Source organism: Rheinheimera nanhaiensis E407-8 (assembly GCF_000296695.1).
Lineage (GTDB): Bacteria > Pseudomonadota > Gammaproteobacteria > Enterobacterales > Alteromonadaceae > Alishewanella > Alishewanella nanhaiensis.
The window spans coordinates 144,553-170,099 of sequence record NZ_BAFK01000003.1 but is presented as its reverse complement, the minus strand read 5'-3'; the positions used below and the strand labels follow the sequence as shown (position 1 = coordinate 170,099).

Genomic DNA, 25,547 nt, shown 5'->3' with positions numbered 1-25,547 from the left:
ACAAAAAACCGCACTGGTTTCCCAAGTGCGGTTTTTGTCGAATTTGGAGCGAGTAACGAGGTTCGAACTCGTGACCTCGACCTTGGCAAGGTCGCGCTCTACCAGCTGAGCTATACTCGCATCGGCCAACGCGGTGTTGTTATTGCGTCGTGATGGCGCGCATTTTACAAAATGCACCGGCCGTTGCAAGTGTTTTTTTAGGGTAACTTAAAAAAATGCGTGCGATAGGTTACTAATTCAGCAATCGACTCGCGAATATCATCCAATGCCAAATGGCTGCCGGCTTTTTGCACTTTATTCAGCACCTCTGGGTGCCAGCGCCGCGCCAACTCTTTTACTGTGCTGACATCTAAATTGCGGTAATGAAAAAAGGCTTCAAGCTCAGGTGCATACTCGGCCAGAAAACGGCGGTCCTGACCAATGCTATTACCGCACATCGGTGATTTCCCCTTCGCCACATACTGGCTTAAAAAGGCAATGGTTTGCTGCTCTGCAGCGGCCAGGCTGGTGGTACTGGCACGGCAGCGGGCCGTTAAGCCACTTTTACCGTGCTGCTCAACACACCAGGCACTCATATTGTCCAGCACCTCGTCCGGCTGTTTAATAGCAAATACCGGGCCCTCAGCAATAATATTTAACTGACTGTCGGTAACAATAGTGGCCATTTCCAGAATCACATCGGTTTTTGGCTCCAGGCCGGTCATTTCTAAATCAAGCCAGATTAAGTTGCTGTCATTTACGCTCATTACAAACCCTTAGCTTCGCGCTGCTTTGTTCATTTACAGAATACAGGTATCATACACGCCCTAAGCCTAGCAGTAATAGCATCCTTTACATCAGAGCGATAACAATAGCCGTGACAAAAAAAAAGCACCTGACCCAGCGCCAGCAACAACGTATTGCCGATAATGCCGGCAAGCGCCTGCGCGCGCCAAAAAACAAAGGTGTCGACAGCGTAGACGACAGCAGCTTTGCCGCGCCGGAAACCGGCCTGGTGTTAAGCCGCTTTGGCCAACATGCTGATGTAGAAGACAGCCAGGGTGTAATAACCCGCTGTAATATGCGCCGCTCGGTCGCCTCATTGGTAACCGGCGACAAAGTGGTCTGGCGCCGTGCGCTGCAAGCTACCGGTGGTATTGATGGCGTCATCGATGCAGTAGAACAGCGCCACTCGGTACTGCTAAGGCCGGATTTTTATGACGGCTTAAAGCCGGTGGCCGCTAATATTGATTTAATGATTATTGTCTCGGCTATCCTGCCGGCGTTGTCGCTGAATATTATTGACCGCTATCTGGTGGCAGCCGAGATAACCGGCATTAAACCGCTGTTGGTGATCAATAAAGTCGATTTACTCAATGACAACGAGCTAAGCGCCGTTGAACAACAACTGGATTTGTACAGTAAACTTGGCTATGACTTTTTACTGGTCAGTGCCAAAACTGGTATGGGCATGGCGCAGCTGCTGGATTATCTGCACAGTGGCACCAGTATCTTTGTTGGTCAGTCTGGCGTGGGTAAGTCATCCTTGATGAACAGTTTAATGCCGGGCTTAGAGGCACTGACGCAGGAAGTGTCGGCCACCTCAGGTCTGGGCCAGCACACCACCACCGTATCGCGGTTGTACCACTTGCCAGAGGGCGGCGATTTAATTGACTCGCCCGGCATCCGCGAATTTGCGCTGTGGCATTTAACTGCGGAAGAAGTTACCCGCGGCTTTAGCGAATTTACGCCCTGGCTGGGCCGCTGTAAGTTCCGTGATTGTAAACATGTCAGCGATCCGGGCTGCGCTATTATGCATGCCGTAGAGACCGGCAAAGTAAGCCAGTTACGTTACGACAGTTATCTGAAGATCCTCGCCAGCATGGCGCAGGATAAACCAAACCATTTTTAACCTTTACTACGATTAACTTTTTACTGAGAACAGAATGGATAATTTAAAAATTACCCTGCAATACCTGATGCCAAAGCATTTTATTTCGCGCTTAGTTGGCAAGCTGGCGGCCGCCAAACTGGGCTGGTTCACCCATTTTTTAATTAACCGTTTTATTAAAGCTTATGGCATTAACATGAGCGAAGCGCAGTTTGAAAAAGCCTCCGACTATGCCAGCTTTAATGAGTTTTTCACCCGGCCGTTAAAAGACGGTATCCGGCCATTAGCCAGCGACGCTAACATAGTGGCACATCCGGTGGACGGCTGTATCAGCCAGTTAGGCCCGATAGTACAAGGCCAGTTGGTACAGGCGAAGAACCACAGCTACTCGCTGCAAGCCTTGCTGGGTGGTGATATCGCCACGGCTGAGCCTTTTATCGGCGGCGACTTTGCCACCATTTATCTGGCACCCAAAGATTATCACCGCATCCATATGCCGGTAAGCGGCACCCTGCGCCAGATGATTTATGTACCGGGCGATTTATTCTCAGTTAACCCGTTAACCGCCGAGAATGTGCCGGATTTATTTGCCCGCAATGAGCGCGTAGTGACTATTTTTGACACTGAACTGGGGCCAATGGCGCTGGTGTTAGTGGGTGCCACTATCGTCGCCAGTATTGAAACTGTCTGGGCCGGCACCGTCACACCACCAGCGGGTAAAAACATATTCCGCTGGAGCTACCCGGCGCATGGCAAAAACGCCATTACACTGGCAAAAGGCGCTGAAATGGGCCGCTTTAAGCTGGGCTCTACTGTGGTGCTGGCCTTCCCGGCTAATAAACTGCAGTTCCTGGCTGATCAGCAGCCTGGCACAGTCACCCGTATGGGCGCCCCTTTTGCTGAGCTGAGATAATAATACAACGGTACTGGCTGACGCGTAGGTACTTTCTTCGGTGACCGTTGCAGGCCAGGATGGCCGAATCGAGCCCCCAGGGAGGGGTTCACGGCGTGTCACAGAAGAAATGTACGGAGTGGCAGACAGCGGCCGGAGAAATGGAGGTCTGTTATGCAAATTATCGCGCATCGTGGTGCCAGTGGCGACTATCCGGAAAACACCCTGCTGGCGATAGAACAAGCCGTTTTACAGGGTGCCGATGCTGTTGAAATCGATGTGTTCGCCGTCGATGGCGAGCTGATTGTTATTCACGACCATCACCTGGCACGCACTACCAATGGCAGCGGCAGCATTTATCAGCATAGTCTGGCGCAACTGCAACAGCTCGATGCAGGCCGTGGCCAGCGTATTCCCACCCTGTGGCAAGTATTGCAACTACTGGCACCGACAACACTTTGGCTGAATATCGAACTTAAAGGCGATAATACCGTCGCACCGCTACTGTCGTTACTTAAACGGGCTGAGCGCGAGCTGCAGTTTGACGTAAACCGCTTGCTGATCTCCTCGTTTAACCATCATCTGCTGGCCGCACTGAAACAACAGCAGCCAGCGCTAAAACTGGGCGCCCTAACCGCCAGCTTAGCGATAGACTACGCCGCCTTTGCCCGGCAGCTTAACGCCTATTCGGTAAACTGCGATGTTAGCTTTATCAACCAGGCGTTTGTGGCTGACGCCAAAGCGCGTGGCTTAAAGGTGTATGTGTATACGGTAGATCAGGCCGATGATATCGCCCGCATGGCAGAGTATGGCGTGGATGGTATTTTCAGTAACTATCCGGCCCGCAGCCGGCAGCAGCTAGCCGCTCAGCCATAAAGCAAAAATCCCGCTGCGGCGGGATTTTCTCATTCAGATAACGCTCAGATACAGCCTAATGGTCATCGTCACAGCTTTTACAGCTATTACACAGCCGCATATTCATCACATGCGCCAGCACCACTAAGGAAGCACCAACGATTAACACCGCGTGTTCGTATTCGTGGCCCCAGACATCGCGCTGCCAGTAAATAAACACGCCTAAAAATAATGAATAAAACGGGTAAAGTTTGCGGTGATAACGATGAAAACCGATAAACAAGGCGACAAAGCCCAGCACTACCGTCACCAGCAACATAATGCGTTCAAAAGCGTGGTTGTGCGCCACACTTAAGCCCATCAGTGGCAGCACGGGCAAAATAGCCGGCAGCAGAATGCAGTGGATAGCACACAGCGAGGTGACAGTAATGCCCACTTTATCAAACATATTACGCACTGTTGCTAACACTTTACTCACTCAGCCTATGCAGTTAAAACGGACGATATAATATAACAAAACGCCAGCGAAAGAAATGCAACGGATAAAAAATAGCGGGCCGAGTCAGCGGCACAAACAGCTGCAGCAAACTGCTGAAGTCAACAGGGCGCTGTGGCATAATAGCGCCCTTTTCCCGGGTGTAGTGGCTTATGGATACTTTACTTAACCAACTGGATGACAACTTAAAAGAGTTATACCGCAAGGCGCTGGACGCTGATGCGGTGTTAGACAGCCTGCAGCAGCAAGGCCATGCTAAATATCAGCGTATTTTTGCTGACAACAAACTGTTTCAGGCCACTAGCAACCGCTTTATGCCTTATTTAGCCGAAACCGCCGAGCAGGTTGCGGCTATGCGGCAAAGCCAACAATTTAATACCGCCACCCTGCAGCGCGTGGTGCAGCAGCTAAAACAGCTGCATACCACACTGGCCGAGTTTAAAGCCGTTATAACAAAATAAAATAACCACACATTATTGGTGAAAAAATAATCTAACGCTAAGCAGCCGCTCCACTAGTCTAAGGGGGACGGAGGTGGTGATGTCAGCGATTAGCAGTCAAACCGGCAGCAACAACGCTATAGTGGTGCAACTGAGTCAGCCACTGCGTCAGGCTGTGCCTGCAAGCCAGGACATTGGTCTGGCGCAGCAAGCTGCGTCTGCTGATAACCGCAATCAAGCTGAAGAAGCAGCCAATGAGTTTATTCGCGTCAGTAGCAGTATTGGCAGGGCGGCTAGCGCAGGCCAGTTAAGCCGCGAAGAAGCGGTGGCCATTTACCGCCAGATTGCCAGCCTGCTGTAATAGCAAGCTGGCTGTATGGCAGGCAAGTGTACAGGCACCTGTGTAGACAAGTTATAACAACTCTTATCGCCCTACTGACTTACTTTTGGCAGCGCCTTAGCATACTGCTCTACTTTAGGTTGTAAGGTTTTATTAAACCAGTCGTCCAGCATATGCTTTTCGTAACGAAACTCTTCGTTATCATTCGGGGTGCGTAAAGACTGCATAAAGCCCATATCGCGCAGCTTTTCGTCGCTGCTAAACACTTCTTCACCGTGTTTATCACGCAGAACCTGGCTAAATTTAATCGCTGGCGAATGAATGTCTTTGATCACTCTGATGGCATTACCAGCACCACCGATAAAGTAATCCACGTCACCGGCTAAATCGATATCGGTTACCGTGACCTGCCACTGATAACCCTCTGGCAGCTTGGCGGCCATGTCCTGAAAAAAGCCATCAATTTTTTTCAGCACCCGCTCACGGTATACTTTGCGACTGTCATTGGCAGGGCGAATATCGGTAAATTTTTCCGGCTCTTGCCACTCTACTTTTACCTCAGCCGCCTGAGCAAAGCCGCCGGCTAACAGCGTTAAGCCACATACAAAGATCAGGTTACGCATTGTCAGTCTCCTGCGTTAAATAACTACCAGCTTAGAACTAGCAAAACCTAAATAGTTTAGCTGGTGTGGCTAACTATAGCGCTACTTGCTGAGCAATAACTGAACTGCTTTGTATAAAAATGTAGCCAGATGTAAAAACACCCGCTGTAGAAAGCTCGGCGTAATACCAACCAGGCGGCCACCCGACAGTTTCACAAAGTAGAAACCTGGCGTGACAAACTGCTGGCAGATAACGACGCTGTAACCGAATTTATTGCCGAATTTCCTGAGATCGACGTACAACAGCTACGGCAACTTATTCGTAACGCGAAAAAAGAACAGGAAAAGCAACAGCCACCTAAATACTACCGTGAACTGTTTCAGCTCATTAAACCGCAGATTGTGAAAGATTAAGCTCATCACCATCTTTACCAGGGAAATGCCATGACCACTGCTCTGTATGCTGCACTGCTTGCACTGATGTTTGTTGTGTTAAGCATTAAAGTGATTGGAAAACGCCGCCAGTTTCAGGTCGGTATTGGCACCAACGGTGAAGCGCTGCTGGAGCGGGCTGTACGGGTGCATGCCAATTTTGCTGAATATGTCCCCCTGGCCTTAGTGTTGATGTTTCTGGCGGAATATAGCGGCCTGGAGCCACTATACCTGCACATTCTGGGCCTTACCCTGTTACTGGGCAGGCTAAGCCATGCATATGGTGTGCAGCAGCTGAAAGAGCCGCTAAAGTTCCGGGTATTTGGCATGCTACTGACCTTCAGCGTGCTGCTACTGTCAGCGATTGCTATATTGCTGTTGTACCTTGGCAAAGTGTTGTAAAGGCCTTGCAATAAAGCAGCCCGGTTACAACACGGGCTGCCAGCTGACAACGGTTAAAAGTTACTGATAGTCACCGGTTGCGCCTCGCCGCGGCGAAACACATTAAGTTTGCCGCATTGGGCAAAATGGTTACCACTGGCATAAGGCGCACCAGGTTGGCTAATATCGGCTTCCCAGCCCGGACCATTACTAATAAAGGTTTTTAGCTCAAACCAGCCATTGGCGCTGCGGCTGCAGTCCATCTCAACATCCAGCATCCAGTAATGCTCGCCATACTGATTTAACGGCTCTTCGCCATAACCGTCCAGCGCTACGGTGCGTTTAGTGCCCCAACTGGCCGGCCACATATTGGTGGTCCAGTCGGCTGCCGTGCCCAAGGCGGCGCTGCTCTGGCCGCTTTCGCTGCCATACCAGTCCAGATACTGCTCGTTTTGCTTCCAGGGCGCGGTAGTCGGGTTACGTAGGTTGTTATGCCGGATCGGCAGTGCGCACTGATAGTTGCTGGCAGTGCAGCTAAGCCCCAAATTTGCCGCAGCATAATTGTGATCGATACCGCCGCGGATAAACATATCCTGGCCGGCAGCGGTTACGCCATACACAAAGACCACTGTTCTTTGCCAATCGGCCTGCTCTGACGTCGACTTTTTCCACAGCGCATAGCCGTCACCACTGAGCGCTAATGTCCAGCCTGCACCAGGTTGCCAGTCGCCAGGGCCAATTTTTACCGCCAGTTTATCATCGACAATAGCAGCATAACGGCTGGCATCGGCCACCTGTACGGCGACACTGGCGTCAGAGCGGATATTAAGCTCACGCCGCAGCGCTATTAATGCCTGAATGGGCTGGTACAGGTTCCAGTCATACACGTGGGCCCAGTACACCGACGGTATACCAGGGTGGCTTAGAATATAAGCATAACCTTCCATTACTTTGTTGCAGGCCACCGGCCAATAACTCTGGCCATTGCCACACATCTCCGAGGGCCCGGTGTCGTGGTTGTCGACAAAGGTCACCATTTTTTGCGGCCACCAGCCAATACCGCCAGCAGGCTGATAATTATTACTCAGCCGCCAATATTGATTGGCATTGAGCGCCTGATTTAACAGGCCCTTAGTGGTGAAGTCGAACACACCGCAATCACCGGCAGTGCCGTTAACAAAATCGACCAATTGCTGGCGGTGAGCATCGACATTGTCGTAATTTAAGTCGGTCCAAACTTCGCCGACACAAAAATCAGCCTCAGTTGCACGCGCATACAAGCCTGCGTAATAAGCGCTATAGCCTTTAGAGTAATCAAAACGAATACCACTAAAACCAGCGGGTTTAAGTACATTATTGATCCAGTTGATAATATCAGCCTGTACTGTGGCATTGCTGTGGTCCAGATCGCGGGCAGCATGATAGCCATCACCACTGTCCCAATTGCCGCTGCCCTGGCCCCACTCATCATCGCGCGTGACCGCCCAAGGCCCCCAGGTAGGGTTAGTAAAATCGGCCCAGTTAGTGCTGCCAACCCGATGGTTAACCACAATATCGGCGACCGACTTTACCCCTTGCTGTGCCAACGCGGCAGTGGCAGCCTGTAATTGCGCGGCACTACCGTAGGCCGAATTAAGATTATTCAGCTGTCTGGGCAAATAGCCCTGTGGTGCAGCGGCATCTGACGCCGGCGGAAACCAAACATGGCTAACGCCCAGTTGTTTTATGCTAAGTGCATTGGCCTGCATGCTGTTGTACCAGTTAGTTTGATGCGAATGCCAGTGAAAACCTTGTAACATTACCGCATCGCTACTGTGTTGCTGCTCACTGCTATGTGCCCCCGACGCACAGCAAAGCGCCAGTGCTGCCAATGCATAACGGCAGCCTGAGTTAACTCGTTGCATAATTCTACCCTTGTTATTTTACGTTAATAGTATGCCGCGGCCCGACAGCAGACGTTGCATCACTCCCCCGAGCAGCAAACCTACAGGCAAAACAAAACGGCAGAGCAAGTTATTGTCGCGATGGCGCCAGAGTGCAAAATGAATACGTATGCAAAACGAAAATGAGTTATTAATGCAGTGTTACAGGGACAGGGCAATAGGACTAATATCCGCATCCATAATGATGTGAGAACGCACATTCATTAGAGTAACCAGCCGTAAAACAGGGTAAGGGGTTTGCCTTGGCCCCACTGTATTACCTGAGCCAAAGTGTTCGCGCAGTTCGGCATTTTCTTGTGTTCTGAACAAAGCGCCGTCCATCGCAAACACCTGAAGCCCTTGCCAGTGGTCATCAGGATAACGTTCAGCGCCCCATCTGTGAGCACATTGCCTGAACAGCCATTTAAGCGCGTCTTTCCCTAAACGTTGACGTGCTTGGGTCAAGGCGCTTTTAGCCAATAACGCTTCATCTGCCAAACCATCAGCGCAAATATTTAGTCGTCTTGCGACTTCGGCAATCGGCTCGTTACGAAAGAAGGCCATGCCCACTACCAGCCATAGCACCATGTCATTGGGTAAGCGCCGATGGCGAATTGTCGCCTGTGAAGATAATGCGGCTGCGCTTTGCACCCATTCATCCGGGATATGCTCTGAGAACGTCGCTAGCTGTGACACATCACTTTGGGCAGTTTCCAGAAAATCAGTTAGCGCATGTTGAACAGACATAAAAAAATCCGATGGCTTAAAGGCTCATCGGATTTTGTCACCCCTGCAAGATCGGTCAACTGATCGCTGAAATATTTCTTAACTGATCAGTATTGCGGCACCGGGCCGGGGTTTGTACTAAGCAAGTGCTCAGAGGCGGATGTCGGGTAGCAGCAGCGCATTACTGCGCCGCCGCCCCCTAAGAACCGTACAAGCAAGTTTCCCCGCATACGGCTCAAGCCTTTATAAGCCAATACCTAAGTACTGACCAGCGACAATAAGGCCGATGTACAGTTCAAGAGAACCATACATCGAGGTACTTTACACTTTAGCGAGGACAGTCGATGCCATCAACGCCACAGCTACTGAAACAATCGGAGATAAACCGGCGCCAATTAAGACAACCAGTAATCCACCAAAAGCTCCAATACGCTTTGGTAAAGCATCTGAACCCGCACTTCTTGATTTAGCCATTGGCTTCCTCTAAATTGCGTTGTTCTGCGGCTCTTGATGAGTCGGGGCAGAACCGTTCAGACCTTGCTTCCGGTTTAAGTTTAGAGCGAGTCATTATGGTGGAAGCAACCCGACTCGTTGCTTTCATAATAACCAGCTATTCGTAGCTTAAACAACAGTTTTATTAACTCTGTTGTGCAACTGCCGATGACAATTAGGGTGCAATAATACTAAGTTATCCAGCTCATCCGATCCGCCTTTTACCTTTTCCACGATATGGTGAATATGCCATTCCGTTTCTTTGGTAATCGGGAACCGGCATATCGGACAGCATTTCTGCTGCCGTAGCCAGAGGTAAAGCACTTTCCGCTGTCCGGCCATTGAGTCTCTCCAAGTCCGCTCTAGCCGCTTCTCAAAGTATTCCTCGTCGGCCAAATCATACGGATTGGCTTCTGCCTTAATCTTAATATGCCGCTTTATCGGCGTGTCATTGCAGTAAAAGAGCCGATACATTTGCTTATCTGCCCCTTCGCCGGAAAACACCCAGTTGCGTGTGCCCACTGACTTAAAGTATTTCTCTTTAACCCAGCGGTAACGACGGTTTTTATGCCGCCTGCGACACCACTTCCACAGCATTTTCCAGACCCGATAGTCGACATAATTAAAGGTTTCCTTCGCCACGATGTGCCGGTGATAATTAGCCCAGCCCCGCAAAACAGGGTTAAGCCACATAATCAACATGCCCGCCGTAACGGTTTTGTTGCCTGAAATCATGCCTTTTACTTTCTGCAGCAAATTACGCAGGTTCTTCCGGCTGGGCTTAATTAACAGCTTGCCGTTGTACTTACGTAGGTTCTGCCCCAAAAAGTCGAAGCCATCGTCCACATGGGTTATCAGCGTTTTCTCTGCCGATAGCGTCAGCCCCCGCTGTGCCATAAAGGCTTCAACTAAGGGTTTTACTTCGTTTTCCAATAACTCTTTCGAGATACCGGTAATCACAAAGTCATCCGCATACCGCACATAGTTGACCTTGGTCTTGTAGCTGGCTTTAGTGTTTTTCTGCCCAAACTGCGCTTCTAACACCGCTTCCAAACCATCAAGTGCCATATTGGCCAATACCGGCGATATAATACCCCCTTGCGGCGTTCCGGCTCCGGTTGCAAATAAACTACCGGACTCCATATAACCCGCCTTCAGCCAGCGCCTGAGCACTTGTTTATCCAACGGTATGTTGGCAAGTAACCAGTCGTGGCTGATGTTGTCGAAGCAGCCCTTAATATCCCCTTCCAGTACCCACTCTGCCGAGCTTTTGCGGCTTAAATTGACAAAGCATTGCTCTATCGCATCAGCCGTGGACCTTATTGGACGAAAGCCATAGCTATTACGGTCGGCCGTGGTTTCCGATACCGGTTCCAGCGCCAGCAGGTAAAGTGCCTGCATCGCGCGGTCCAGCATCGTTGGTATTCCTAAAGGGCGGCGTTTGCCGTTGGCCTTTGGAATATAAACCCGACGCAGCGGTTTAGGCTTATAACCCAACCGCGTTAACCGTGTAATAGCCTGCCATTTCAGTTCAGGCGTACCCCACAACTCCCCATCAACACCGGGCGTCCTTTTGCCCCGGTTTTCCGTGACCCGCCTGACTGCCAATGCCTTGGCAGCAAACGAGCGCACCAGCATCCGTTGCAGAGCTTTCACCCTGCGCCACTTTTGCTGTTTCGTCGCCTTCGCGATCCGTACTTGTAGCCCTCTCACCTGTCGCTGCATCAGATACCAATCAATGGTATGCCAACTTTGCGCTGGGTGGGAGAACGCAGGTATGGCCATTTTCATCGCCGTACTCATCTTGCTTTTCTCCTGTTGCGTTACCCCCACGCAGAAGAAAAGACACACCTCCCCCACGGGGAAGATATTATCTTTCCCCAGTGGGAGTTGTGCTTAAGACGGCTTGCCACGTCTTCACACGATTAAAGACCAGTCTGAATTTGGCACCCTTTCGGGTTAGGGCAAAGTTTGAACCCCTATCCGCGCCATTACAGCGCAGCCTTCGCTTGGTCAGACATCCTTTACCCGCTTGTCCAACAGTTTTCCTTACGGATCCCCTGCCTTGCGCAAACAAGGCGAACAATCGGGCTTACCGAGTTCCATTGTAGTTACACGAGTAACTTAGGTTCTGCCTATCCACCGGCGGCCTTAAGACGACGTATTCCCAGATGTAAGAGGAATAACCGGCCACGTACCTTTTGGTCAGAGCGTAACAACAATCTTTCGCTCATTGCGGTTGACGGTGTTTATCAGCAGTTCACTTACGTTAACCAATATTACCCAGCCTAGCCCCCAGCTCACGTATTGTTCGTGTGCTATACCCACCCTCACGGGTTAAGGCACTGCTTGCGCAGAGGTACATTGTCAGGAAGCTCCGCACCATGCCGTTACCAGCATCGCACTATCCCTAGGCTACTATTAGCCGTATAACAGGTCTCGCTACTAATCCGCTGCATAAGCCGGAAAAGTTGAGACAATAACTACAATAGCTTACGCCGGAGCGTCGCTCAGTAGTGTCATGAACCGTTTAGTCGTGCCGGAAATGGCAGGCTTGACGGCGTAAACCTCGCATAGCGTGTTGTCGGCAGACCGAAGTCGCCGTTTTTCTTCTATGGTCATCAACTGATGACAGTGGCTTAGCCTGTTGAAGGCAGCATACTAGCGCCTATTTTGATCAAGCTGATTACATCCAATGCAATCAGGCGAAACACTCCCTAAGGAATGCCGCTGATCGGATTGGGTGAATCCGACCAACGGATTTTCGACTACTATGTTTGCGGGTGGGGTATACACTAACCGAAGTTAGTGTATACTATCGGTGTAACCCCGCGAGGATAGCGACCTCCGCGACTCTCGTCGCATTACATCATGCCGCCCATGCCACCCATGCCGCCCATATCAGGCATTGCCGGGGCATCTTTCTTCGGCAGTTCAGTTACCATGGCTTCGGTAGTGATCATCAGTGAACCTACAGAAGCAGCGAACTGCAGTGCAGAACGGGTAACCTTGGTTGGGTCCAGAATACCCATTTCCAGCATATCGCCGTACTCGCCGCTGGCTGCGTTGTAACCGTAGTTACCGCTACCAGATTTCACCTGATTAACCACCACTGAAGGCTCTTCACCGGCGTTATCAACGATTTGACGCAGTGGTGCTTCCATCGCACGCAGCGCAATCTTGATACCGTGGTTTTGATCTTCGTTCGCACCACGCAGGTCAGCCAGTTTGGCAGCAACACGTACCAGGGCTACACCACCGCCAGGCACCACGCCTTCTTCAACGGCAGCACGGGTTGCGTGCAGCGCGTCTTCTACGCGGTGTTTTTTCTCTTTCATTTCAATTTCAGTAGCAGCACCCACTTTGATTACTGCCACACCGCCAGCCAGTTTAGCCAGACGCTCTTGCAGTTTTTCTTTATCGTAGTCAGATGTCGCTTCTTCAATTTGCTGACGGATTTGCTTCACGCGGCCATCAATCGCAGATTGCTCACCTGCACCATCGATAATAGTAGTGTTATCTTTAGTGATCACCACGCGCTTGGCCGTACCTAACTCTTCCAGGCCTGCTTTTTCCAGCTCCATACCGATTTCTTCAGAAATCACGGTACCGCCAGTCAGGGTAGCGATATCCTGCAGCATGGCTTTGCGACGGTCGCCGAAACCTGGTGCTTTTACCGCAGAAATTTTCACGATACCGCGCATATTGTTTACTACCAATGTAGCTAAGGCTTCGCCTTCAACATCTTCAGCGATAATCAGTAAAGGCTTACCAGATTTAGCCACACCTTCTAATACCGGCAGTAATTCGCGGATATTAGAGATTTTCTTATCCACAGTCAGAATGTACGGGTTGTCCAGTTCTACCTGGCCCGCTTCCTGATTGTTGATGAAGTACGGTGATAAGTAACCACGGTCGAACTGCATACCTTCAACCACGTCCAGCTCGTTGGCTAAACCCTGGCCTTCTTCAACAGTAATAACGCCTTCTTTGCCTACTTTGTCCATCGCGTTAGCGATGATCTGGCCGATTTCATCGTCTGAGTTAGCAGAGATGGTACCTACCTGCGCAATCGCTTTGCTGTCAGCACATGGCTGAGACAATAACTTCAGCTCGGCTACCGCAGCGATAACGGCTTTGTCGATACCGCGCTTTAAGTCCATTGGGTTCATGCCAGCAGCAACGGCTTTTACACCTTCGTTGATGATGTTTTGCGCTAATACTGTCGCAGTAGTAGTACCGTCACCGGCTTCATCATTGGCTTTAGAGGCAACCTCTTTCACCATTTGCGCGCCCATGTTTTCGAATTTGTCTTCCAGCTCGATTTCTTTTGCAACTGATACACCGTCTTTGGTGATCAGTGGCGCGCCGAAAGATTTATCCAGGATAACATTACGACCTTTCGGGCCTAAGGTGACACGCACAGCGTTTGCCAGCACGTTCACGCCTTTTAACATTTTATTACGGGCTTCATCGCCAAAACGTACGTCTTTTGCAGCCATTTTTCTAATCCTTAAAATTCAGTTAATGCGTTAAAAAGTTTGCGCAAGTTTAGTCCAGAATCACACCTAAGATATTGTCTTCTTTGGTGATGACGTATTCCTGACCATCAATTTTCTCGGTGCGCTCTACATAGGCACCAAACAGTACCTTGTCACCAACTTTTACGTCTAACGGCTTAACGTCACCGTTGTCTAACACACGGCCATTGCCAACTGCGACCACTTCACCACGGGTAGATTTTTCCGCTGAAGCGCCCGTTAAGACGATGCCACCAGCTGATTTGCTCTCAGCTTCTAAGCGTTTGATGATGACACGATCATGTAATGGACGAATATTCATGCTCTATCTCCTAAAGCGTTTTTGTGTTTTAACATGGGTGTTAAATTGCGTGCTCCCTATATGGGGCGGCCTGAAAAAAAATCCAAGGGGCTTTTTTAAATTTTCTTGTACGTGCGGTACAATCAACGCAAAAACTACACCGTCTGACGCACACACTGAAAGCGACACTGCACTGCGCGGGTCTTTAGCCTGGCAGATAGTGGCGTCTGGTAAACTTAAGCGCGGCTATCGGCGTATAGTGCTGTCGTGCTAGTGTATTGCCACGCTGCAAGCTGGCTAAAATAAGGAAAACCGCCCCAATGTTAAAGTTGTTGTTATATCCGCTGCTGTGCCTCAGTCTGCTCTTAGGCACTGTACAGGCGCAGCAAAGTTCAGTGCTCGATAGCCTGTTAAAACCTAACGACCAGTTTCTGCCGGTTGAGCAAGCTTTTGTGTTTGACTTTGTGCAGCAGCAAGGCCAGCTGGTGGTCAGCTGGACCATCGCCGATGGCTACTACTTATATAAAGACAAAATAAAACTCGGTGGCATAGCAGTAAGCTTCTCTCACCCCAGCTACCCGGCCAGCATGACCATAGAAGATGAGTTCTTTGGCGTGACCGAGGTGTATTTTCATCAGCTGACACTGCGCATACCGCTAACCGATATCAGTGAAGATGCGGTATTTAAAATTCAGTATATGGGCTGCGCCGAAGCGGGCCTGTGCTACCCACCGGTAACCAAAGAGGTGCCGCTGCAACCGCTCACGGCCACTCAGGTTAATGACAGCAATAACCAAACTCCAGCGACCGCAAGCTCCCCCGTATCGAGCCAAACCTCACTGGCAGAAAAGCTCAGTGATGGTGCCAGTATCGCCACCCTCGCCGGTTTCTTTTTATTGGGCTTAGGTTTGGCTTTTACGCCCTGTGTGTTTCCGATGTATCCCATTTTAACCAGCATTATCGTTGGCCAGGGCCAGCAGTTGTCGAATAAACGTGCCTTTACGCTGTCATTTTCTTATGTGCAGGGTATGGCCATTACCTATTCGCTGCTGGGGCTGGTAGTTGCCAGTTTAGGCGTGAAATTTCAGGGCTATATTCAGCACCCGGCGGTACTGATTGTCGCCAGTGTGATTTTCGTGCTGCTGGCACTGGCCATGTTCGGTGTATTTAACTTCAGCCTGCCATCAAGCTGGCAGGAGAAAATCAGCAATGTGAGTAATAAGCAGCAAGGCGGCTCGCATAAAGGTGCCTTTACCATGGGCGCACTGTCGGGCCTGATTGCCTCGCCCTGTACGACGGCACCGTTATCGGCAGCACTATTGTATGTGGCACAAAGCGGCGACTTACTGCTGGGTGCGGTTACGCTGTATATCCTGAGTTTAGGTATGGGCTTGCCGCTGCTGTTGCTGGGTAGCTCTGGCGGTAAATTGCTGCCCAAAGCCGGTAACTGGATGAACGCGGTTAAAACCAGCTTTGGCTTTTTACTGCTGGCCGTGCCGCTGATTTTACTTGAGCGTATGCTGCCATTTAGTTATGTGCTGCTGGCAGGCACTGCGCTGCTGCTGTGTTTTGTCATTTACCTGTACCGCACATTGTTTGCTTTACAAAGCCTGACCGCCAAAGCTGTTTTGCTCACGCTGGGGCAAGTGTTACTACTTGGCGCGGCACTGCTCAACCTGCGCTACTTCTGGCCGGCGCAGCCCGCCGCGTCGGTTGCAGCCACCGAGCAACAACAGGGTTTTGTGTTGGTAGATACCCTTGAACAGCTACAGCAAAAAATTGCCAATAACGGTGGCCGCTATACCCTGGTCGACTTGTACGCCGAGTGGTGTATTGCCTGCAAAGAGTTTGAGCACCTGACCTTCGCTAAACCAGAAGTACAGGCTCAAATGCAAAAGATGCAGCTGATAAAAGTGGACGTGACAAAAATGACACGCAAAGATCAGGCTCTGCTGGAACATTATCAGGTGCTGGGTTTGCCTACCTTGTTGTTTTTTAGCCCGGATGGCAGTGAATTAACCCCCTCACGTGTTACCGGTTTTATGAATGCACCTGATTTTGCCGCCCACCTGGAGCAACTGCAGCAATAATCGTTATAGCGGCGCTAACAGTCGGCGCCGCTTACTCTGCTGTACACTCTGGCTGATAAGACCAGTATTTTGCTGCCATTTGTCACGATTTCACTATAATAAGGCGCTATTGTTAAGCCAAAGGCTCTAATGACGCGTTAAATTCGTCAAACAGATGCAATTGCAACTTAGCTTTGGCAAGATAGTGCCGGATCAGAACAATTAGCGGGAATAGCGCACAAATGGCGGCAACTTATCGAATTTTAGTCTTAAATGGCCCTAACCTGAATATGTTAGGCGTGCGTGAACCCGCAGTGTATGGGTCCGCCACCCTGCAAGACATTATTACCGACCTGACGGAACAGGCAGCGGCGAAAGGTGTCGAACTGACACATTTACAATCTAACGCCGAGCATGAATTGGTTACCGCCATTCAACAAAGTCTGGGCCAGCAAGATTATATTCTGATTAACCCTGGTGCTTTTACGCATACCAGCGTGGCGATTCGCGATGCCCTGCTGGCAGTGGCTATTCCATTTATAGAAGTGCACTTATCCAATGTGCATGCGCGGGAAAGTTTCCGCCGACACTCGTATTTATCTGATATCGCCCGCGGCGTGATCTGTGGCTTAGGTGCCAAAGGTTATCACTATGCGCTGGATGCGGCGGTAGCAGCGTTACAAACAACCAAACAATAATCACTTAATCAGGCTAAAAGACATGGATATTAGAAAGATAAAAAAACTCATCGAGCTGCTGGAAGAATCAGGCATTAATGAGCTTGAGATCACCGAAGGTGAAGAGTCAGTTCGTATCAGCCGTAACGGCCCGGTGCAGCACTATGCACCGCAGATGCAGCACTATGCTCCTGCACCACAATATGCAGCACCTGCGCCTGCTGCAGCACCTGCAGCTGCGCCAGCAGCAGATGCACCTAAAGCCATCGCTGGCCATGTGGTTAAATCCCCTATGGTAGGCTCGTTCTACCGCGCGGCGTCACCCACAGCGAAAGCCTTTGTGGAAGTAGGCCAAAGCGTTAAAGTTGGCGATACGCTGTGTATCGTAGAAGCCATGAAAATGATGAACCAGATCCAGTCTGACAAGGCCGGTGTGGTAAAAGAAATTCTGGTTGAAAACGGTGAGCCGGTAGAGTTTGACCAGCCCTTATTTGTGATCGAATAACGCTAAAGGCAGACTGATGCTAGAAAAAGTACTGATTGCCAACCGCGGCGAAATTGCACTGCGCATACTACGCGCCTGCAAAGAGCTAGGTATAAAGACGGTGGCCGTGCATTCCACGGTAGACCGCAATTTAAAACACGTGCTGCTGGCCGATGAGACCATTTGTATCGGCCCGGCGCCCTCACCGCAAAGCTATCTGAATATCCCGGCACTGATTGCCGCCGCTGAAGTAACCAATGCCCAGGCGATTCACCCTGGCTACGGCTTTTTAGCTGAGCGGGCTGACTTTGCCCAGCAGGTTGAGGAAAGCGGCCTGATCTTTATCGGCCCGCACCCGGAGTCTATCCGTTTAATGGGCGATAAAGTATCGGCAATTGAAGCGATGAAAAAAGCCGGTGTGCCTTGTGTACCAGGCTCTGACGGTGCCGTAGGTGATGACGCCGCGACCAACAAAGCTATTGCCAAACGTATCGGCTATCCGATTATCGTGAAAGCCGCTGGCGGCGGTGGTGGCCGTGGTATGCGCGTGGTGCGCAGCGAAGAAGAGCTGGTTAGCTCTATCGAGATGACCAAAGCCGAAGCCAAGGCCGCTTTTGGTAATGATATGGTGTACATGGAAAAATTCCTCGAAAACCCACGTCATATCGAAATTCAGGTGTTAGCCGACGGTCAGGGCAATGCCATTCACTTAGGTGAGCGTGACTGCTCTATGCAGCGCCGCCATCAGAAAGTCGTAGAAGAGGCACCGGCACCGGGCATTACCCCTGAGCTGCGGGCCTTTATCGGTGGCCGCTGTGTCGATGCCTGTAAGGTGATGAACTATCGCGGCGCCGGCACCTTCGAGTTCCTGTTTGAAAACGGCGAATTTTTCTTTATCGAGATGAACACCCGGATCCAGGTAGAGCACCCGGTGACCGAAATGATAAGCGGCGTTGACCTGATTAAAGAGCAGCTGCGCATTGCCTCCGGCCTGCCAATGACGCTTAGGCAGGAGGACATCGTTATTCGTGGCCATGCGGTAGAGTGCCGTATCAATGCCGAAGATCCGAAGACCTTTATGCCATCACCGGGCAAAATTACCCGCTTCCATCCACCGGGTGGTAATGGTATCCGCTGGGACTCGCATATTTATGCCGATTACAGCGTACCACCAAATTACGACTCTATGGTCGGTAAGCTGATTACCTACGGTGAGACGCGCGATATCGCCATCGCCCGTATGCGTAACGCGCTGGACGAGTTGCTGGTAGAAGGTATTAAAACCAATATCCCGCTGCACAAAGACATAATGCGCGATGAGGGCTTTTGCAAAGGCGGTACTAACATCCACTACCTGGAAAAGAAACTGGGTATTAAGTAATACGCTAAGCATTTGTTTCTATTATTTAAAAACCGCCTCTACGGCGGTTTTTTTTGCATTTTTTTGTATTAGATTTCAGCCACTTCAGTTTTTAGCCGGCTATCAGCTGTGACAAAAAGGTTAACTTGCACTAGTGTTAAGCTGCTTCTGCCTGTTGTCACGGAGGAACTATGCACGTTTCAGGCACCTACTTTATCCGCCTTACGGTTACGCTGTTACTGCTATGCACCGCGCCGCTGCCCGCCGAACCTATGGCCGCCCCCGGCGATAAAATAAAAGCCCAACAGCTAAAACTGGCCGAACTGCCCGGTAAGCCCGGCCGCTGGCATAGCACAGAATTTACGCTACAGCCGGGTAAAGAGCAGCGTTTTTTTGTCCGTGGTCTAAACCCGGCCGCCCCCTTGTCTATTCAGTTAATTAGCGCAAAGCCCGAACAAAGCGCCAACGTTTCGCTGCACCGCTTAAGCTGGATCGCAGCCGAGTATCAGGCCACGCTGCAACAGGGGCTGTTTCGTTTTGATGGCCGCGCTTATGGCGATGTGGGCATACGCATAGTGCCTGCCGGCGATAGCGATAGCACCGCCACCCTGCTACTGTGGCAAGGCGAGCCGGTCACTAAAGCGCTGGTCAGTATTTATCAGCCGCCAGAAAGTAACCCCAACCACAGTAACAGCCCCAATGGCGCGGCAGGCCAGGGCAGCGCGCTATCCTGGTGGCAACTGGCGGTGGTGTTGTTATTAGTGCTGATAGTGGCGCTGCTGGTGGCCCTGTTAAAACGCAAACACACAGCCGCACTGGTGGCGGCCATGATGTTAGCCGGCGCCAGCCTGCTACCCGCCCCACCGCTACAGGCACAGCAACCGGATGACAAAGCGCCGCCAAAGCAGCACGAAAACCCCTTTGATATTCCCAAAGACGCCAAAGATGCCGCTGTTGTCAGCGATAAAGATAAAGCAGCCAGCAGCGGCACAGCGGACAAAGACAAGCCTGCCGCGGATAAACCCGGCCAACAAGGTGGCGCTGACAAAGACAAAGCCCAGGACAGCCTTGACGGCGAAAGCTATGCCGAGCGCCTGGCCGCCGCCGAGCAGCATGTGCTGCAGCTGGCCGAGCAGGTAGGCGCGAATCGTGCAGAGCTGGAGCGGCTAAAACTGTTACTGGAGCAGGATAAAGACAATGAGCCCAGCGCAGATAATCTGCCGCCGTTGCCGCTTAGCTGTAAACCACCGCAGGTTGAAGGCGATGGCATAGTGCGGGACGGCGATGCGCTATGGCAAAACTATGAGCGCTGTCAGCAATGCTATGCCCAGCCACTGGCCGATTTAGAAAACCAGTTATTGCTGTATGAGCGGCTAAGGGTGATATACCGCAGCACCAAAGATTATGTTAATAACGCCATTACGCTGGGCGACAAAATACCCAAGCCGCATGCGCTGCTGGAAAACACCTGGGCGGCACAGAAGTTTTCCATTAACCAGTCGTTTGAGAAAACCAAACAAGCCTATGATGCCAAATTGCCGGAGCTGAATGACAAACTCAGCGAGATCCTGGATCGCGTTGGCCGGTGCGAAACTGACTTTAACAATAACCCTATGTGGCGTCAGACCAGCGGCTTTTTCTTCTATAACACTCTGGCCACCAGCTATAAAAGGAGCGACTAATGTTAAAAGGGACCACACTGCTGTTGTTACTACTGGCCCCTGCGCTGGCGGTGGCACAAAGCGGTATTGATAAGGTAAAAGCCAGCTCAAAACGGCTGGTGGAGGTTACCCCCGGCGCCAAACAAGCACTGGAGCTTGCCGCTGAAGAAGATATCACGCCGCTCACCACCGCGGAGCTGGAGCAGCTTATTACCGACGCGGGTGGCAGCCTGACCAAACATGGCCGTAACTTTGCCGATGAGCTGGCAGCAGCCGGCAGCACGGCACAGTTTAGTGCAGAAGAAGTGGCGCAAATGGTGGCACAAACCAGCAAGGGCAAGGTTAACGCCAGCCATATCCGTAAGGTCCTGGAGCAGCGCGAGGCTGCTAAGCTACCCAGCCTGGTGGGTGGCCGCCAGTCTGATGATTGCCCCGGCCTGGTCTATGGTAGCGGCAAGCGGGAAATTTGCCTGCCGCTGGCCGAATTGTCGTTTGCCGATCAGGTAGTGGCCTTTATCCCCGGCGAAAAGCCGTCCAGAGCCCCCTTTAATAATCCGCTAAAAGCGCTGGGCGAGCCGGATTACCGCGCCACCCAATCACCGGATTTTATCTCGATTGGCTGTGACGGCGAACTGATAGTGCAATTTACCGATAATGTGCTGGTCGATGTCGCCGGGCCAGATCTGTACATTTTTGAAGTGGGCCCCTTTGTAGAGAAAACCGAGCTGGCCATTTCGCAAGACGGTAGCAACTGGATTGAGGTAGGTGTGATTGAAGGTGCCCGCGCTGATGTCGACATTAACGGCCTGGTGGCCGAAGGTGAGCACTATAACTATGTAAGGCTACGTAACGCCGGCACCAGCTGTGGCGGTATGCATAGCGGCGCTGATATCGACGCCATAGCGGCGGTAGGCGCCGAAATAAGGCTGTCACTGGACAGCGCCCTGCTATTTGATGTGGGTCAGTTCCAGCTCAAGCCGCAAGCGCAAAGTGCGCTGGATGAACTGCTGGCTAAAGTCGCGGCCTATGGCCCGGATATCCGTGTCACGGTAGAGGGCCACACCGACAGCACCGGCTCAGATAGCGCCAATAAAATCCTGTCCGAGCAGCGGGCTCAGGCAGTATGGCAGTATCTGGCACCCGGCCTGAAACTGCCTGCCGAGCAGGTCAGCATTAAAGGCTATGGCGAAAGCCGGCCGGTGGCCAGTAACGATGACGAAGCAGGCCGGGCACTCAACCGCCGCGTTGATTTACTGATAAAGCCGGGCAGCCGGTTACGCCGCTAACAGGAGCCAAGTATGCGTTTAAGCGCCATTATCGTCACTACTTTGTTATTTATCGTCGCGAAACCGGCATGGGCAGAAGAGCCGGTGACCGGCTTTAACTGGGACAATTGGGCACAGGCGTTAAACGCATCGCCCTGCAACTGGTTCGATGATGCCAAATGGCGGCAACTGTTGGCCAGTGAGTTTCAAGCCAGCAAAAGTAACAGTCGTGAAGCAACCAGTTGCAAGCTTGTCACCCATGACCAGGCACTGCTACTGACTGCAAGTATCCGCAGTTTACCCAACGCCAGCGCCGTTAATGCCGAGCGTGACGGCATGCTGGCACAAATTCGCCAGTACGGCAGTGGCCGCTTTGAGCAAATCGCCACCCCAGCACAGGCGGTAAGCGCAATACTGCGCAAAGATAAGTTGCAACTGTTTATTTTTGCCAACAATGATAACGAAACGGCCTTTATTCTGCTTCACGGCCACCCGGTGCGGGGCGATAGCAACGAGCAAAAAGCCCTGCGCAAAGCACGCTTATTGCAAGTAGCCGACGCCGTTGTCAGCAAGTTTCAGTTTTAATGCTGCTGCACGCCGGCTGCCAAACGCCGGCTTTTCAGGTAAAATGCCGGCTGTTTTTAACCAACGAGACACACCATGCCCTGGATCCAACTGCGCGTTACCACCACTGAAGAAAAAGCCGAACAGGTCAGCGATATGCTGATGGGCTGGGGCGCACAGGCAGTCAGCTTTCTTGATGCGCACGACACCCCGATTTACGAGCCGATGCCGGGTGAAGTGATTTACTGGACCAATACCGTGGTGGTAGGCCTGTTTGATGCCGAACATCCAATGGATAAGGTGGTTAACCAGCTTAAGCAGGTATCATTTTTCAAAGGCGAGCCAAACTTCAAACTCGAGCAGTTAGAAGATAAAGACTGGGAACGCGAGTGGATGGATAACTTCCACCCGATTAAGTTTGGTCAGCGGCTATGGGTATGCCCAAGCTGGCGTGATATTCCTGACCCGACTGCTGTTAATGTGATGCTGGACCCAGGCCTGGCCTTTGGTACCGGCACCCACCCGACTACAGCACTCTGTATGCAATGGCTGGACGCAACTGTTAAACCCGAGCAAACCGTGGTCGATTTTGGTTGTGGTTCTGGCATTTTGGGCATAGCGGCCCTTAAACTGGGCGCTAAACGTGTAATTGGCGTGGATATTGACCCGCAGGCAATTGAAGCGAGCACCGCCAATGCCAAACGCAATAATGTCGAAGGCCAGATTGAGCTGTACCTGCCAAAAGATCAGCCAAAAGATTTTCAGGCCGATGTAGTGGTAGCCAATATTCTGGCAGGCCCGTTAGCTGAGCTAAAAGACATTATCAGTGCTTATGTGAAACCTGGTGGCTTGCTCGCGCTGTCTGGCATTTTGGAAAGTCAGGCGCAATCAGTGATCGACGCCTACAGCAACGAATTTAGCTTTGATCCTATTGCCGTGCAGGATGAGTGGGTTCGGTTAAGTGCCCGTAAGCAGGCCTAAGCCCGCTTAGTTTTGCGCAGTTTTTTCTGCTGATACATCTGCTCATCTGCCCGCTTTAACAATACAGTGGCATCATCACCAGGTTGCGCCAAAGCCAGACCAACACTGGCGCCTTTGTAATACAGTACACTGGTGCCGATATCAAACTGATCCTCAGTCGTATCATAAATTTGCTGGCGCAGAATTTTGCCGGCCTGCACTACATCAGTACCAGTTATAAAACCAAACACAACAAATTCATCGCCTCCGATACGGGCAATAAAATCACCATCGCGCCTGCCCTGTTTCAGCCTGTCGGTGATCGCCAATAAAAAACGGTCACCGGCATCATGACCATATTCATCATTAATGGTTTTAAAGTTATCCAGGTCAATATAAGCCGCATATACAACAGTGCCGTTGCGCTGGCTATTGGCCAGTGCCCGGTTAAGCTCTTGCTCCAGCGCCCTGCGATTACCCAAGCCGGTTAGTGGATCGGTCAACGCCACATTGCGAAACTGGCGGTTTTCCTGCTCTAATTGCTGCATTAATTGTTCGCGTTCAACCTGCATGCCTATGACCCGGCCAATCAGCTCTATCAGGGTGCGGTTTTCGGCGGAAACTGATGCAGATAAGGTGCTGGCTGCACAGACAGTGCCGTACACTTTACCGTCCGACAAACACACAGGCGCACTCATATAGGTATTAATACCAAGTTCAGAAGCCGCCACTGAGTCGCCCCAGCAACTGGCAACATCGGTAGTCACATACTGGCGCTGTTCAAGGGCGCGCTTGCACAAGGTATCATCCCAGTTTACTGTCAGCCCCTCATTCAACTGCAATTTGCCGGAATTAAGCGCATACACCACCTGCTGCACGCCTTTATCTAAATCAATCCGGGTAAAATAAGCTGACTCAAGGCCGGTAGATTGTTGCAACAGTTGGATCAGTGCCCTTACCTGTTGTTCCAGATTATGTTCATTAAAGGCTGAATTCAGCTCTGACAGCACAGTTTCCATAATGTACTCAGCAATAGACCGATATAAAAAACAGTAGCATTATGTAATTCAATCAGCAACTTGAGATAAGTCAACTTGACTTACCTAACGCTTTTAAACGTTGCAGTGCCAGCGGCCAGATTTGCTCAACCGGCGCTTGAATAAAGATACTAAACTCTAATTGTGTTACCTGTTTCATAGCTTTAACCGCTTCTTTGTTTATCCTTAATAACCTCTTGTCAGCCTTTGTTTTAGACGTTAAATCTGGCTAACGAAAGCCTAATATAAAAAAACCGGCTTACTTAGCCGGCTTTTATGATTAATCCTTTGGCAACACACAATGCTTGGCAAAGTCAGCAGCCTCATTGGCGCTCCAATCGCCTTTCGGCTTTTCTTTCATATCTTCGCACCACTCTTTGCTACCAACCTCTGGCGCACAAGCAGTTAAAAAAGCACAACAAGCTAATAATAATCCCAGTTTTTTCATCTTGGCTAACTCCCTGAAAAGTAAAAAACCAGTTTATGATGCCCGACACCAGCTGAACCGCAACTTGATGGCTTATTACAACGTGGAGAAAAATCTTTCAGCGCGGGGCAGATAATAATTATCGTAGTTCAGTGAGTACAGCACCTTACTGGCGCGGCCAATAATCTCATCCCGCGGTACGAAACCTATTACCCGTGAGTCAGCACTGTTATCTCGGTTATCGCCAAGCACCAGATAATGCCCCGTTGGCACCTTAACCGACGCAAAACTGTCCTGCACACCAGACTGCGCCGCCAGTTTCACCTGATGCGAAATTTGACTTAGTTGTTCAACCAATACAGCGGTATCCGCAGCTTCATACACACTGTCAGAGTCAATATAGCTTATTTGTTTGCCGTTAATAGTCAGCACGTTGTTTTGCATTGCAACAACATCACCCGGCACGCCAATAACGCGTTTTACCAGGCGGTTATCAGCCACCTTTGAGACAAACACTACAATATCACCCTGGCGCGGATCAGCCTGTTTTTTTAAAGATACTGCGCTAAATGGCAGGCGCAGATCGTAAGCCATTTTATCGACCAGAATGCGATCACCAATCTGAATGGTTGGCTGCATTGAACCGGAGGGCACTTCATACCAATCGGCAACTGCGCTGCGAAACATCAGCATTAAACTAAAAAAGACAATAAAACCGCGGTTGTTGCGCCAAAAGGTGGTGAGCTTTTGCATTTCTGACTCCATTCATTAAGT

At 50.9% G+C, this 25,547-nt stretch carries 25 protein-coding genes, 1 tRNA gene and 2 pseudogenes; 15 read left to right on the top strand and 13 right to left on the bottom strand.

Features of this window, described 5'->3' with window-relative positions:
- Positions 1-44: 44 nt before the first annotated feature.
- Both RNAN_RS03735 and orn read right to left on the bottom strand, forming a co-directional pair.
- Positions 45-120 (bottom strand) — tRNA-Gly (locus RNAN_RS03735).
- A 77-nt stretch (positions 121-197) separates the two neighbouring features.
- Positions 198-746 carry an oligoribonuclease gene (gene orn / locus RNAN_RS03730; protein ID WP_008218892.1) on the bottom strand — a complete coding sequence of 183 codons (549 nt, stop codon included), beginning with the start codon at positions 744-746 and terminating at the stop codon, positions 198-200.
- Between the two features lie 110 nt (positions 747-856).
- Here orn and rsgA point away from each other — a divergent pair, with 110 nt between their 5' ends.
- The 3 genes from rsgA to RNAN_RS03715 all read left to right on the top strand — a co-directional run bounded on the left by rsgA (position 857) and on the right by RNAN_RS03715 (position 3,638).
- Positions 857-1,891, top strand: coding sequence for a small ribosomal subunit biogenesis GTPase RsgA (gene rsgA / locus RNAN_RS03725; protein ID WP_008218890.1), 1,035 nt, complete (start codon positions 857-859; stop codon positions 1,889-1,891).
- A 34-nt stretch (positions 1,892-1,925) separates the two neighbouring features.
- Entirely contained in the window at positions 1,926-2,783 is an 858-nt protein-coding gene (gene asd, locus RNAN_RS03720; protein ID WP_008218888.1) for an archaetidylserine decarboxylase, read from the top strand.
- 153 nt (positions 2,784-2,936) lie between these two features.
- Complete coding sequence (locus RNAN_RS03715) at positions 2,937-3,638, top strand: glycerophosphodiester phosphodiesterase (RefSeq protein WP_008218886.1); 702 nt, start codon at positions 2,937-2,939, stop codon at positions 3,636-3,638.
- Between the two features lie 55 nt (positions 3,639-3,693).
- Here RNAN_RS03715 and RNAN_RS03710 read toward each other — a convergent pair whose 3' ends face one another.
- Positions 3,694-4,095 (bottom strand): MerC domain-containing protein, encoded by a 402-nt coding sequence (locus RNAN_RS03710; protein ID WP_008218884.1) that lies wholly within the window; start codon positions 4,093-4,095, stop codon positions 3,694-3,696.
- 170 nt (positions 4,096-4,265) lie between these two features.
- On the opposite strand from RNAN_RS03710, the gene RNAN_RS03705 reads away from it, so the two are divergent.
- Both RNAN_RS03705 and RNAN_RS03700 read left to right on the top strand, forming a co-directional pair.
- Positions 4,266-4,574: a primosomal replication protein PriC gene (locus RNAN_RS03705; protein ID WP_008218879.1), complete on the top strand. Its 309-nt coding sequence runs from the start codon at positions 4,266-4,268 to the stop codon at positions 4,572-4,574.
- A 79-nt stretch (positions 4,575-4,653) separates the two neighbouring features.
- On the top strand, positions 4,654-4,914 hold the full coding sequence (locus RNAN_RS03700; protein WP_008218877.1) for a hypothetical protein: 261 nt from the start codon (positions 4,654-4,656) through the stop codon (positions 4,912-4,914).
- 71 nt (positions 4,915-4,985) lie between these two features.
- Here the strand turns inward: RNAN_RS03700 and RNAN_RS03695 are convergent, their stop codons facing one another.
- Positions 4,986-5,516 carry a DUF3016 domain-containing protein gene (locus RNAN_RS03695; protein ID WP_008218875.1) on the bottom strand — a complete coding sequence of 177 codons (531 nt, stop codon included), beginning with the start codon at positions 5,514-5,516 and terminating at the stop codon, positions 4,986-4,988.
- A 168-nt stretch (positions 5,517-5,684) separates the two neighbouring features.
- Here RNAN_RS03695 and yjgA point away from each other — a divergent pair.
- Positions 5,685-5,909: pseudogene (gene yjgA, locus RNAN_RS18850) on the top strand (ribosome biogenesis factor YjgA); the annotation flags it as partial.
- A 30-nt stretch (positions 5,910-5,939) separates the two neighbouring features.
- On the top strand, positions 5,940-6,329 hold the full coding sequence (locus tag RNAN_RS03690) for an MAPEG family protein (RefSeq protein ID WP_008218870.1): 390 nt from the start codon (positions 5,940-5,942) through the stop codon (positions 6,327-6,329).
- 53 nt (positions 6,330-6,382) lie between these two features.
- Here RNAN_RS03690 and RNAN_RS03685 read toward each other — a convergent pair whose 3' ends face one another.
- From RNAN_RS03685 to RNAN_RS03665, 6 genes and pseudogenes are all read right to left on the bottom strand, one after another.
- The gene (locus RNAN_RS03685) at positions 6,383-8,212 is read right to left on the bottom strand and encodes an alpha-amylase C-terminal beta-sheet domain-containing protein (protein ID WP_008218869.1); all 1,830 of its coding nucleotides are present in this window, start codon (positions 8,210-8,212) and stop codon (positions 6,383-6,385) included.
- A 198-nt stretch (positions 8,213-8,410) separates the two neighbouring features.
- A pseudogene (locus RNAN_RS03680) lies at positions 8,411-8,977 on the bottom strand (IS4 family transposase); the annotation flags it as partial.
- Positions 8,978-9,277: 300 nt separating this feature from the next.
- Positions 9,278-9,430: a hypothetical protein gene (locus RNAN_RS19210; RefSeq protein ID WP_158467505.1), complete on the bottom strand. Its 153-nt coding sequence runs from the start codon at positions 9,428-9,430 to the stop codon at positions 9,278-9,280.
- A gap of 147 nt (positions 9,431-9,577) precedes the next feature.
- Complete coding sequence (gene ltrA, locus RNAN_RS03675) at positions 9,578-11,251, bottom strand: group II intron reverse transcriptase/maturase (protein WP_008218866.1); 1,674 nt, start codon at positions 11,249-11,251, stop codon at positions 9,578-9,580.
- A gap of 1,061 nt (positions 11,252-12,312) precedes the next feature.
- Complete coding sequence (gene groL / locus RNAN_RS03670; protein WP_008218864.1) at positions 12,313-13,950, bottom strand: chaperonin GroEL; 1,638 nt, start codon at positions 13,948-13,950, stop codon at positions 12,313-12,315.
- A 49-nt stretch (positions 13,951-13,999) separates the two neighbouring features.
- The gene (locus RNAN_RS03665; RefSeq protein ID WP_008218862.1) at positions 14,000-14,290 is read right to left on the bottom strand and encodes a co-chaperone GroES; all 291 of its coding nucleotides are present in this window, start codon (positions 14,288-14,290) and stop codon (positions 14,000-14,002) included.
- Between the two features lie 299 nt (positions 14,291-14,589).
- Here RNAN_RS03665 and RNAN_RS03660 point away from each other — a divergent pair, with 299 nt between their 5' ends.
- From RNAN_RS03660 to prmA, 8 genes are all read left to right on the top strand, one after another.
- Positions 14,590-16,359 (top strand): protein-disulfide reductase DsbD, encoded by a 1,770-nt coding sequence (locus RNAN_RS03660; protein ID WP_008218860.1) that lies wholly within the window; start codon positions 14,590-14,592, stop codon positions 16,357-16,359.
- Positions 16,360-16,580: 221 nt separating this feature from the next.
- Positions 16,581-17,036: a type II 3-dehydroquinate dehydratase gene (aroQ, locus tag RNAN_RS03655; RefSeq protein WP_008218858.1), complete on the top strand. Its 456-nt coding sequence runs from the start codon at positions 16,581-16,583 to the stop codon at positions 17,034-17,036.
- 22 nt (positions 17,037-17,058) lie between these two features.
- Positions 17,059-17,520, top strand: coding sequence for an acetyl-CoA carboxylase biotin carboxyl carrier protein (accB, locus tag RNAN_RS03650; RefSeq protein ID WP_008218856.1), 462 nt, complete (start codon positions 17,059-17,061; stop codon positions 17,518-17,520).
- A gap of 16 nt (positions 17,521-17,536) precedes the next feature.
- Positions 17,537-18,880, top strand: coding sequence for an acetyl-CoA carboxylase biotin carboxylase subunit (accC, locus tag RNAN_RS03645; protein WP_008218854.1), 1,344 nt, complete (start codon positions 17,537-17,539; stop codon positions 18,878-18,880).
- Positions 18,881-19,050: 170 nt separating this feature from the next.
- The gene (locus RNAN_RS03640) at positions 19,051-20,541 is read left to right on the top strand and encodes a hypothetical protein (protein ID WP_008218852.1); all 1,491 of its coding nucleotides are present in this window, start codon (positions 19,051-19,053) and stop codon (positions 20,539-20,541) included.
- The gene (locus tag RNAN_RS18610; RefSeq protein WP_008218849.1) at positions 20,541-21,806 is read left to right on the top strand and encodes an OmpA family protein; all 1,266 of its coding nucleotides are present in this window, start codon (positions 20,541-20,543) and stop codon (positions 21,804-21,806) included. The genes RNAN_RS03640 and RNAN_RS18610 overlap by 1 nt, the downstream gene beginning before the upstream one ends.
- 12 nt (positions 21,807-21,818) lie before the next feature.
- A complete protein-coding gene (locus RNAN_RS03630; RefSeq protein WP_008218847.1) occupies positions 21,819-22,370 on the top strand; it encodes a hypothetical protein in 552 nt (183 codons plus the stop codon).
- Positions 22,371-22,445: 75 nt separating this feature from the next.
- A complete protein-coding gene (gene prmA / locus RNAN_RS03625) occupies positions 22,446-23,330 on the top strand; it encodes a 50S ribosomal protein L11 methyltransferase (RefSeq protein ID WP_008218844.1) in 885 nt (294 codons plus the stop codon).
- Here prmA and RNAN_RS03620 read toward each other — a convergent pair.
- The 3 genes from RNAN_RS03620 to lepB form a co-directional block, all read right to left on the bottom strand.
- Entirely contained in the window at positions 23,327-24,328 is a 1,002-nt protein-coding gene (locus RNAN_RS03620; RefSeq protein WP_008218841.1) for a sensor domain-containing diguanylate cyclase, read from the bottom strand. The genes prmA and RNAN_RS03620 overlap by 4 nt on opposite strands.
- A gap of 298 nt (positions 24,329-24,626) precedes the next feature.
- Entirely contained in the window at positions 24,627-24,794 is a 168-nt protein-coding gene (locus RNAN_RS18840) for a DUF3012 domain-containing protein (RefSeq protein ID WP_008218838.1), read from the bottom strand.
- Between the two features lie 75 nt (positions 24,795-24,869).
- Positions 24,870-25,526, bottom strand: coding sequence for a signal peptidase I (gene lepB, locus RNAN_RS03615; RefSeq protein ID WP_008218836.1), 657 nt, complete (start codon positions 25,524-25,526; stop codon positions 24,870-24,872).
- Positions 25,527-25,547 lie beyond the last annotated feature (21 nt).